The organism is uncultured Methanobrevibacter sp. (assembly GCF_902769175.1).
Taxonomy (GTDB): Archaea; Methanobacteriota; Methanobacteria; order Methanobacteriales; family Methanobacteriaceae; genus Methanobrevibacter.
Window position 1 is genome coordinate 1 of record NZ_CACXNW010000050.1, and the last position, 9726, is coordinate 9726.

8 protein-coding genes and 9 tRNA genes are annotated in these 9726 nt (G+C 32.0%); 2 read left to right on the forward strand and 15 right to left on the reverse strand.

The genetic code is table 11. From position 1 onward, the window contains the following. Positions 1-294 precede the first annotated feature (294 nt). Entirely contained in the window at positions 295-1044 is a 750-nt protein-coding gene (locus QZV12_RS13105) for a TatD family hydrolase (protein WP_295622562.1), read from the reverse strand. A gap of 216 nt (positions 1045-1260) precedes the next feature. Here QZV12_RS13105 and QZV12_RS13110 point away from each other — a divergent pair, with 216 nt between their 5' ends. Beyond that, complete coding sequence (locus tag QZV12_RS13110; RefSeq protein WP_295622564.1) at positions 1261-1977, forward strand: tRNA threonylcarbamoyladenosine dehydratase; 717 nt, start codon at positions 1261-1263, stop codon at positions 1975-1977. A gap of 178 nt (positions 1978-2155) precedes the next feature. Here QZV12_RS13110 and QZV12_RS13115 read toward each other — a convergent pair whose 3' ends face one another. The 3 genes from QZV12_RS13115 to QZV12_RS13125 all read right to left on the reverse strand — a co-directional run bounded on the left by QZV12_RS13115 (position 2156) and on the right by QZV12_RS13125 (position 4364). Further along, positions 2156-2626: a pyridoxamine 5'-phosphate oxidase family protein gene (locus QZV12_RS13115; protein WP_295622566.1), complete on the reverse strand. Its 471-nt coding sequence runs from the start codon at positions 2624-2626 to the stop codon at positions 2156-2158. Positions 2627-2662: 36 nt separating this feature from the next. Further along, the gene (locus tag QZV12_RS13120) at positions 2663-3721 is read right to left on the reverse strand and encodes an alkaline phosphatase family protein (protein WP_295622568.1); all 1059 of its coding nucleotides are present in this window, start codon (positions 3719-3721) and stop codon (positions 2663-2665) included. 70 nt (positions 3722-3791) lie between these two features. Then, complete coding sequence (locus QZV12_RS13125) at positions 3792-4364, reverse strand: hypothetical protein (protein ID WP_295622570.1); 573 nt, start codon at positions 4362-4364, stop codon at positions 3792-3794. 13 nt (positions 4365-4377) lie between these two features. Between QZV12_RS13125 and QZV12_RS13130 the strand changes: the two genes are divergently transcribed. Next, on the forward strand, positions 4378-4659 hold the full coding sequence (locus QZV12_RS13130) for a hypothetical protein (protein WP_295622572.1): 282 nt from the start codon (positions 4378-4380) through the stop codon (positions 4657-4659). A gap of 563 nt (positions 4660-5222) precedes the next feature. Here QZV12_RS13130 and QZV12_RS13135 read toward each other — a convergent pair. From QZV12_RS13135 to purB, 11 genes are all read right to left on the reverse strand, one after another. Next, positions 5223-5307, reverse strand: a tRNA-Ser gene (locus tag QZV12_RS13135). Positions 5308-5710: 403 nt separating this feature from the next. After that, positions 5711-5784: transfer RNA gene (locus QZV12_RS13140), tRNA-Ile, on the reverse strand. A gap of 64 nt (positions 5785-5848) precedes the next feature. Continuing rightward, positions 5849-5932 (reverse strand) — tRNA-Ser (locus tag QZV12_RS13145). 82 nt (positions 5933-6014) lie between these two features. After that, positions 6015-6088: transfer RNA gene (locus tag QZV12_RS13150), tRNA-Lys, on the reverse strand. 236 nt (positions 6089-6324) lie between these two features. Continuing rightward, positions 6325-6396: transfer RNA gene (locus tag QZV12_RS13155), tRNA-Asn, on the reverse strand. Between the two features lie 14 nt (positions 6397-6410). After that, positions 6411-6483 (reverse strand) — tRNA-Pro (locus tag QZV12_RS13160). 218 nt (positions 6484-6701) lie between these two features. After that, positions 6702-6773 (reverse strand) — tRNA-Phe (locus QZV12_RS13165). A 272-nt stretch (positions 6774-7045) separates the two neighbouring features. Continuing rightward, positions 7046-7189 carry a hypothetical protein gene (locus QZV12_RS13170; protein ID WP_295622574.1) on the reverse strand — a complete coding sequence of 48 codons (144 nt, stop codon included), beginning with the start codon at positions 7187-7189 and terminating at the stop codon, positions 7046-7048. A 43-nt stretch (positions 7190-7232) separates the two neighbouring features. Continuing rightward, positions 7233-7314 (reverse strand) — tRNA-Leu (locus tag QZV12_RS13175). Between the two features lie 168 nt (positions 7315-7482). Next, positions 7483-7570, reverse strand: a tRNA-Leu gene (locus tag QZV12_RS13180). Between the two features lie 362 nt (positions 7571-7932). Beyond that, positions 7933-9282: an adenylosuccinate lyase gene (gene purB, locus QZV12_RS13185; protein WP_295622576.1), complete on the reverse strand. Its 1350-nt coding sequence runs from the start codon at positions 9280-9282 to the stop codon at positions 7933-7935. Positions 9283-9726: the final 444 nt, after the last annotated feature.

Consider the following 9726-nt stretch of genomic DNA (forward strand, 5'->3'; position numbering starts at 1 on the left):
TTTAAAAGAATATTCAATGAAAATGAACAAAAGATCCAATTCATAAGAAAAAAAGTAAAAGATTTTTTTTTTTGGGATTTTGGAAAAAATTAAAAAAAAAATTGGGATCATGAATTTGATTTTTTTTTAAATTTGTGACACCCTCTCTATTTCTAATTATTAAACTATTTTTTGTGTTTTTTATGGTTTAAATGATTTTTTTCATTATTTCTTATTATTAAACTATTTTTTGTGTTTTTTATGGTTTAAATGATTTTTTTCAATATTTCTTATTTTAAAATATTTTGTATTTTTCTATATTTTAAATAATTTTTTTGTGTTTTCTTCCAGTATTCTTATGATTTCATATTCTTCCATATTCAATTCTTCAGCTATTTTTCCAGTTATGATTTTTAGGTTTAAAGGAGTATTTGGTTGGTCCCTTTTTCCTTCAGGGCTTAAATATGGTGAATCTGTTTCTACAAGAATATGATTCATATCTATTTTCTTTAGAGTGTTCCTGATTTTCTTGTTTCTGATGTGTGTGACTGTTCCCCCTATTCCAATATAGAAACCTAATTTGATGAATTGCTGTGCCATTTCAGCAGAACCTTGATAGGAATGAAATGATCCTACAACATCATGTTTTTTTATGGTGTCATATGTGTCTTGAATTGCCTTTCTTGAGTGGACTATTACTGGAAGCTCATGCTTTTCAGCTAAATTTAGCATTTTTTCAAACAGTTGGATTTGGCTATTTCTATTTTCTTTTCCATTGTAGTAGTCAAGACCTATTTCCCCTACTGCCACTACTTTCTTATTATTTAGCTGATTGTCTAATAGGGAAATGTCTTCATCGTTTATCCCATCTGCAAGGGTGTAATAGTATCCTAAGGCAGCATAGACATTTTCATGCTTTTCTGAAAGCTTTAACACTTCTTCATTGCTTTCGGAATCAGTTCCATTTAATATTAGGATTATGTCATTGTCTGCTGCTTCTTTTATTATTTCCTCTGCATTTTCCATTTCGCTATTGTAGATGTGGCAATGTGTATCTATAATCATAGGATTCCTCACTGATGAGCAAATAATTTTTATTCTCATGTTAAATATTCTTTTTACAATTGTGAGCATAATTTTTATTCTTACACTTTAATTATTTTCTTTTTACATTTGTGAGCATAATATTTATTCTTACACTTTAATATATTCTTTTTACATTAACTTTTTATTGTTTTAATCCTAATTATTATATGATAAATAATTATTTGGTGAGCGGATATGGATGAGAAGTTTTTGAGAACAGAAATGTTGATTGGAAAGGAGGGAATGGAAAAATTAAGAAATGCTAAGGTAGCTGTTTTTGGCCTTGGTGGTGTTGGCTCTTTTGTTTGCGAAGGACTTGCAAGAAGCGGCATAGGGAATTTTGTGCTTGTGGATTTTGACAAGGTTGATGAGTCCAATATCAATAGGCAGATAATCGCCACAACAAAGACAATAGGCAGAAACAAGGTTGATGTTATGAAAGAGAGGATTTTAGACATCAATCCTGATGCAAATGTTGAAATTCATAATGAATTCTATCTGGCAGATTCAACATCAGATATCATTAGAGATGATTTGTCCTATGTTGTTGACTGTGTGGATACGATAATTGCCAAGATTGCAATCATATGCAAATCCAAGGAAATCGATGTTCCAGTTATGTCCTGTATGGGAACTGGAAACAAGCTTGATCCTACAAAATTCGAAATAGATGATATTTATAAGACCTCATACTGTCCCCTTGCAAGAATAATGAAAAAGGATTTAAAAAAGAGAAATATAAAGAAATTAAAGGTCTTGTATTCTAAGGAACATCCTATAAACACAAATGATTGTGAAGTAAACCAGAATAATAATAAGTATAAAGTCAAGGGAAGCGTTTCATTCATGCCTCCAGTTGCAGGATTAATGATTGCAGGTGAAGTAATAAAGGATATTGCTAATAAGAAATAGAATTTAAAAAGAATTATTTTAATTAAATATAAATAAAAGAGAATTGAAGATATGGTTAATAGAAATGGAATTTAAAAAGAATTATTTAATGAAATATAAGTAACGGCGAATTGAAGATATTAAGAAATAGAATTTAAAAAAAAGATGTTAGGCTCATGAAGGAATTTCATGAACTTGTTTATTTCTCTTCCACTATCTTACCGCTCATATGCTCTATTGTAATCTCATACAATTCGGTAACATCCAAAAGCCTGTCTATTTCTGATTTTGTTTCCTCTTCAGTTGGGAAGAACTTGTTTCCCATATGAGTCAACTTTTCTATTTTTGTTTCCTTATCCTTGATTGTTTTCATTCTTCCAAAGACAATCACGCTTTTAAAGGTGTACCACCAACTGTCTGATTTCACTCCTTTGTCAATTACGCAAAAGGAAACCTTATCGTGCTTTTCTATTGCATCCCTTTTATGGCTTTCCTTAATGGTTCCATGAAAATATATCTTTCCATCTATATAATCATGACTTAAAGGCACTGCATAAGGATAATCTTCATCACCTAAAACAGCCAATACTCCACGAGGCTCATTAGTTAAAATATCTATGCACTCTTCTTCACTTAAGGCTTGTTTTGCCCTTCTCATTTTTCTAAACATATTAAACGGTTTCCTTTTTTTTAATCAATTTTTGAATCACTTTCCACTTTCTTTCATGTTCTTTAAATTTGTTTTAAGTATACGATAGATGTTTTCTGCACCTATGATTTCCTCATCAGGTACATTCCACTGGGAAGGATATAAGATAAATGGTTCTGTTTGGCTTCCTCCGGCTCCTCCGTGGCTTCCAACCAATTCTTCAAATGCACAGACCTCATCCTTTTCAGCATCATAAAAGCTGTTGACTAAAAGGTCTGGAGTGTATTTGAAGGAACTGTTTCTCTTTAAATGTTGAACTATGTGGTCTCCGAAACCTTCAAGAGGGTTTTCACCTTCTATTTCATCCTTATCCAGATAGTATATTCCATTTTTGCCTATTGCCCTGTCTCCATTTTCAGATGACCTGACTAATATGAATCCTATGTATTCGTTTTTGATGATTTCATTAATCATATCTGGAAACATTTCGTTGATTTCTTCATAGCTTAGCCTATGGCTCCATTTGGTCATATAAATTATTGCAAGATTTCCAGATGCAAGAACAACGATTTCAGATTCTGCTAGCTTTTGTTCTTTATATGCATTTCTTTTGTTTTTAAAGTATTTGATTTTACCTGAAAATGGATTGTATGCTCCAGCAAAACGGTCTTCGTTTGAAGACATTTCAGCATACATGTTCATGTCTTGAGGAAGCAGTGATTTGATGAAATCTTCAAATGATTGTCCATATCTTTGTTTGAATGTTGCACCATTGGTCTGGCCATGGTCTGACTGTATAACGAGATGATATTCTCTTGGAGAATATTTCTTTCCTTCAATCAAATGTTTTATCTGTCTGTCCATTCCTTTAAGGGCAGCCCATACATCTTCATCTCTGACTCCTGAATGGTGGGCAATCTCATCATATCCTAAATATGTGGAATATGCAACATCAACATCCCCTACCATCATGTCTCCAATCAGTGCCTCGGTGTTGATTTCCCTCATGTATACATTGGTTCCTGCTCTTGTTGGAATATATGGGATTCCTCTTGAAATTCTTGGTCTGATATTCAATATCTTGTGTTTCAATTGGGAAATTATTTCATGAAACATATCACCTAAAAGCTGTATGACTATACATGCAAAATAGTTAGGTTGTGAAAAAATGGTAAACCATGCACCGTTATATAGTTTTTTCAAATCTTATTTGAAAATTCGTGAACAAATTGAAGAAGATGAGACATGCACCGTTATATAGTTTTTTCAAATCTGTTATTTTACTGAAAGTGAAGATCACATCATCGGTATCACCTGAAAACAGATTGGATCTGCTCGCTCCATCATCAACAAGCAAACCATTTCCATCAGATATTCTTTCTTCAAGTATTTTAACCTTTGAAATTCCTGAGCATTGCATTATCTGATTGTCATTTTCCTTTTCAACCCATCTGAAAGCAGTAATATCTTCATTGTTTCCATGGAGAATTCCTGCCTGGCTGGCTCCAGTCTGTGAAGACAAGTCGGTTTCCCATTTTTTAAGGGTATGGGTTTTGTTATCAAGCATTGACTTGACAGTAGGCATATCTCCCTTCTCAACAGCTTCACACAAAACATCATATGCAAGACCATCGATTTCCACGATTATCACGCCAGGATAATTCTTAGGGTCGCCTTTTCTTTTCCTTTGAGCTTCTCTTAACATTGCACTGTAATGAGGATTGTTTTCTTCACTTGCAAATAGGACTGATAGAATCATTGAAATAAACGCTATGGTCAATGGTAATATTATCACTCCCCATCCAGGAAATTCTATCCCTAAAAAATGTCCGAAAAATACATATATTCCCCCATTTAAACTAAGGGCAGCTATTCCAAAGGTCCAAACAAAAATTGGCATTAGTAACTTTGTTAGAAATGGCCATACCGCTAAATTGAAAGTTGCAACAGCAAATATGAGTAGCACAACATGGCCTAAATTGCTTAGTGTGAGATTCAATCCAGAGCTGATTAAAATCACTCCCAGCACATTTGAAATAAACAGTATCAAATAGCTTTTTGCTGATAATCATGGTGCTTTCTTAAGTTCATCAATGTCTCTCATAATCTTTACCCTGATTTATTTATGAAGCCCAAATTCTGGAGCTTAAGTTTAACATTTTTTTCATTGTTATTATTTAATTATATATTTAATGATATATTATTTAAATTTTGGACTAAATTTTTGTATAATGTGTAGAAATAGTGGCATAATGTGATTTTCAAATTCGTTTTTTTTTTGATTTCATTTTCAAAATCACTTCTTGAAAAAGGCAATTCATAGCAGTCCTACAATAGACTGGAAGCAAATGCTGTAACAAATTGATTAAAAAGTAAAAATAAATGTAAAAAATAAGTTAAAAATTTAAAGGAGTTTTTTTTAAACTCTTTTTTTAAGATTTAAATTAATCTATTTTTTTTTTAAAATTCTAATTGAAATTATTTCTTTTTTTAAGATTTAGATTAATCTAATTTTTTTTTAAAATTTTAATTGAATTCATTTCTTTTTTTAAGATTTTAAATATTCTAATTTTTCTTTTAAAATTTAATTGAAATCATATCTTTTTTAAAATAAAAACGCCATGAAGAGGATTTGAACCTCTGGTACTTACGTACTTCCGCTCTCAAGGCGAATGCCTTCAGCCTGACTCGGCCATCATGGCAAATGAATGAGTATAAGTGAGGATAGAAAGATTTGAACTCTCAGCACTTGGTCTGGAGCCAAGCATTTTAGCCATTAAACTATATCCTCATTTATTAATGGATAATATGGAGAGCTATTACAAGCATATTATCCCTTAATCTTTATCAAAATAATAGCTAGACGTCTTTAATTCAATAACTTATCTTGGGCCTTAAAGAATTATTTTGATAAGTGGGAGTGCTGGGATTTGAACCCAGAGTCTCCTCATTGCAAGTGAGGGGTCTTACCATTAGACCACACGGCCAGAAATAAAAATTAAATTAAATTGAGTGCTTTAGCTGGGATTTGAACCTAGATGACGCCATTGGAAGTGGCGGGTGTTGCCTATTACAGTACTAAAGCATTTACAGATTTTTTAAGAGTTGGCCTGGGAGGATTCGAACCTCCAATCACTTGTGTATCAGACAAGCGCCTTGCCAGACTTAGCTACAAGCCAATTTGAATCGAATTTTTATATGTGAATCATAAAAATCACATTTCATTTTCCATAAGATTTTTAATGGTGTGAATGGGATTTGAACCCATGTGTGTTTAACCACAAAGGATTAGCAGACCTTCGCCATACCTGGCTTGGCTATCACACCAAATGATTTTCACCAATACAGTTTTGAAACTGCTTATCTGATTGAAAGTTTTGTGGAATGTCAATCATCCACTTGTATAAAGTGAGCCCAAGGGGATTTGAACCCCTGATCTTTCGGTTAAAAGCCGGACGCCTTATCTGGCTAGGCCACAGGCCCATCTTTCAATTTACAATGGGTTGAAGTTATTACACTCCAACCCACACAATGTGACAAATATCGCATATTTTGTAAAGATTAATTCTTTGAGTTATTTTAAGATGCAAATATTTATTTGAGCGATTCTAAGAATGTAAATATCTATTTGAATGATTCTAAGGATGTAAATATTTATTTGAGTGATTCTAAGAATATAAATATTAACTCTTAGGAATTCTAAGAAATTTATCTTTAAACGGTTCTAAGAAGATTCGAACTCCTATTTTCCGATTAACAGCCGGGTGTTCTACCTGTTGAACTACAGAACCAATGAATTAATAAATGGGACAGCCAAGATTCGAACTTGAGTCTGATGCTTCCAAAGCACCTATGCTAGACCACTGCACTACCGTCCCAAAAAGTCTCTGTGAAGGGATTCGAACCCCCATAAACGGCTCTACAGACCGTCGCATAACCATTTTGCTACACAGAGTTTAAAGGAATATATTCTCTTGGAGGTAAATTATGGCATTTGATATTAGGATTGTTTGGTAATTAACGGAGGAAAAAAATGTAAAATTTGATGATGAGAATATATTCCATCTGTTTAAATATAGTTTACAACTATTTTAAATGAGACATGCTGGATTTGAACCAGCGATAAACGAATCTTCAGCTCGTCGCTTTCCCGCTTAGCTAATGCCTCAAACATTTTATAATGATAGTTAGTAAAATTAAGTTAAGGTTAATTAAGCTTGGGTGTGTGTTATGATTAATTAAGGGGGAATTGACTTGGATTAACAATTTGTGATATGGTTGAGAGAATTGTTTTTATTCAAGCTTAAAATTCCTTAACCTAATTGTAAAAATGCATTGATTGGCTATATTCTGGAATTGTATTTCCCAAATAAACTGATGTGTGTGGTGAATGGTTGGTAGGTTGGTGTTGTGTTTGGGGGCTTTATGTTTTTTTGATTTTCAAGTTCCCAACACAAACCTGTTTACCACATCTTCACCATCAAAGGGCTTATAGTTGCATTTAATATTTCCTTGGAAATAGGCATAGCCATAATCCTTATCTGAAGATTTGGGTTTAATAAAATTTTTAATGTAAGTATTCATTTTATCACGTCGTTTTGTCTTATAAGTTGTATTATCTTTATAATAGCCGAGATGGGATTCGAACCCATGATGAGACTAACTCAACGGATTTTGAGTCCGTCGCTTTACCGCTTAGCTACATGGCTATTTGATTTGTTTTTTTTTCTACAATTTAAATTCTGTTTTGTCTTATATATAACTCGAATAAAGTTTTCACTTTATCCAAGATATTGGAAACATATTCAGTTTTCACTTTATCTAAATTATCAGAAAACGATCCAAAGAATTATGGGGATCTTTTGAATTCTGTTTGATAGCTATGATGGGATTTGAACCCATGACGAGACTAACTCCACGGATTCTAAGTCCGCTGCCTTAGACCTGACTTGGCATTACATAGCTCTTTGACTTTTAGATGATTTTGTTTTTCATCATCATATTAACTTGTGTTTTAGAGGGTATATAAATCGCATAAAGCAAAATCTTTATTTAAAAAAGTTTTTAAGATTTAAAGTAGATGAGTAAAAATTAGAAAAAGCAGGATAAGTCTATTAAAATAAGTTAATTTAATAATTATATTAAAAAATATTTAAAAAAGGTATAAAGAGAAAAAGAGGTATTTTTAATAGTGTTTTTTAATAAGGGGCTATAAAAAGAAAAAGAGGTATTTTTAATAGTGTTTTTTAATAAGGGGCTATAAAAAGAAAAAGGAGTATTTAAAAAGTATTTATTTAATAAAAAAAGAAAAAAAGAAAGTTGATTATTTAAAACCAACTTTTAGATGATTCTATAATCTCATCAACAATGATTTCTGCAGAACCGATGTAGGTATGAGGATCCATGATTCTTTCAACATCTTCTTTTGTTAAGAATTGACTTGCATCAGGGTCTTCAAGGATAAGGTCTGCTAATAATAGTTTCTCTTTGTTTGCTTTAATTGCGTTTTTCCTTGCTACTCCATAAGAGGTTTGTTTACCCATTCCTGCTCTGGTAAGTTCTGCCATCAATCTTTCTGCCATGATTAATCCATTGGTGAAATTCAAGTTTCTTTCAATGTTTTCATCATAGAAGATGAGATTGTTCATAAGCTTGATTGTAAGATTTAAGATGTAGTCACAAAGGATACAGGCTTCAGGGAACATGATTCTTTCACAGGAAGAGTTGGTTAAGTCTCTTTCGTGCCAGAGTGGGTTGTTTTCCATAGCTGCATTTACGTAGGATTTAACGATTCTTGCAACACCACAAATACGTTCTGCAGTAATTGGGTTCATCTTATGTGGCATTGTACTGCTTCCAACTTGTTTTTCAGGGTCAAAAAATTCTCCTAACTCTTGAATTTCAGTTCTTTGTAAGTTTCTTACTTCAAGAGCTATTTTGCTTAAGGTTGTTGCTATGTTAGCAAGGGTTGCTATGAATTCTACATGGTTGTCCCTTTGCAATACTTGGTTAGTGATTGGAGCAGGCTTAAGTCCTAAAATTTCAGATACTTTCTTATGAACTTCCCAACCTTGGGTTCCAAGTGCAGCGGTAGTTCCTACAGCACCATCCATCATACCAAGACAAACATTGTCTTTTGCATGTTGCAATCTGTCGTATTGCCTGTGAAGTTCATCTGCCCAAATTGCAAATTTCATACCATAAGTGGTTGGAAGTGCATGTTGGCCGTGAGTACGTCCAATACAGACTTTAGTCTTGTTTTCTTCAGCTAAATTAAGGATGATTTTGGTTAATCTTTCGATTTTTTCCTCTAAGACTTCAATTGAGTCCTTAATCAATAATGAGTTGGAACTGTCTACAATATCATTTGATGTAGCTCCAAAATGAACATATTCTCCAGCTTCACCTTCACATACTTCACTTAATCCTTTTGAAAGGGAAGCGATATCGTGTTTGGTTTCAGCTTCAATTTCGCTTACACGTTCTACTGTAACAAATTTGGTGTTTGCTTTTGCTTTGATTTCATCTGCAAATTCCTTTGGAATGATTCCATGTTCACCTTCAGCTTGAGCCAATGCAGATTCAATATCTAACATTCTTTGTTGCTTGTTTTCTTGTTCCCAGATTCTTTTCATTTCTGGAGTTCCATATCTAAATTCAATTGGATGTATTGCCATTTAAACTCTCCTTATTGTAGATAAATTAATTTAAGAATAATTCTTATAATTTTAATATTGTTTTTTATAAGTTCTAAAAATAATTAAAGCTATTTTTAGACATACAATTTTATTTTTGAATTTTAGATTAAATATATTTTATTAATTTTTATATTTTTTTAGATGGATTTTATGATTATTTAATTATTTTATAAAGTTTTATTATTTTTTTAGCTTATTTTGGGTTGATTTTTTTGATTATTTTATAGAGTTTTATTATTTTTTTAGCTTATTTTGGGTTGATTTTTTTAATATTTTTATAAAGATTTATAAATTATAATAATAAATTATTATTTGATTAAAGAATTTGAGAGTGTGTAACGATTATGACCCTCACCCACATTTTTCTTAACTTATTTTCCTTTAAATTTATATACAATGAAGTACAATCTATTATTATAGAAA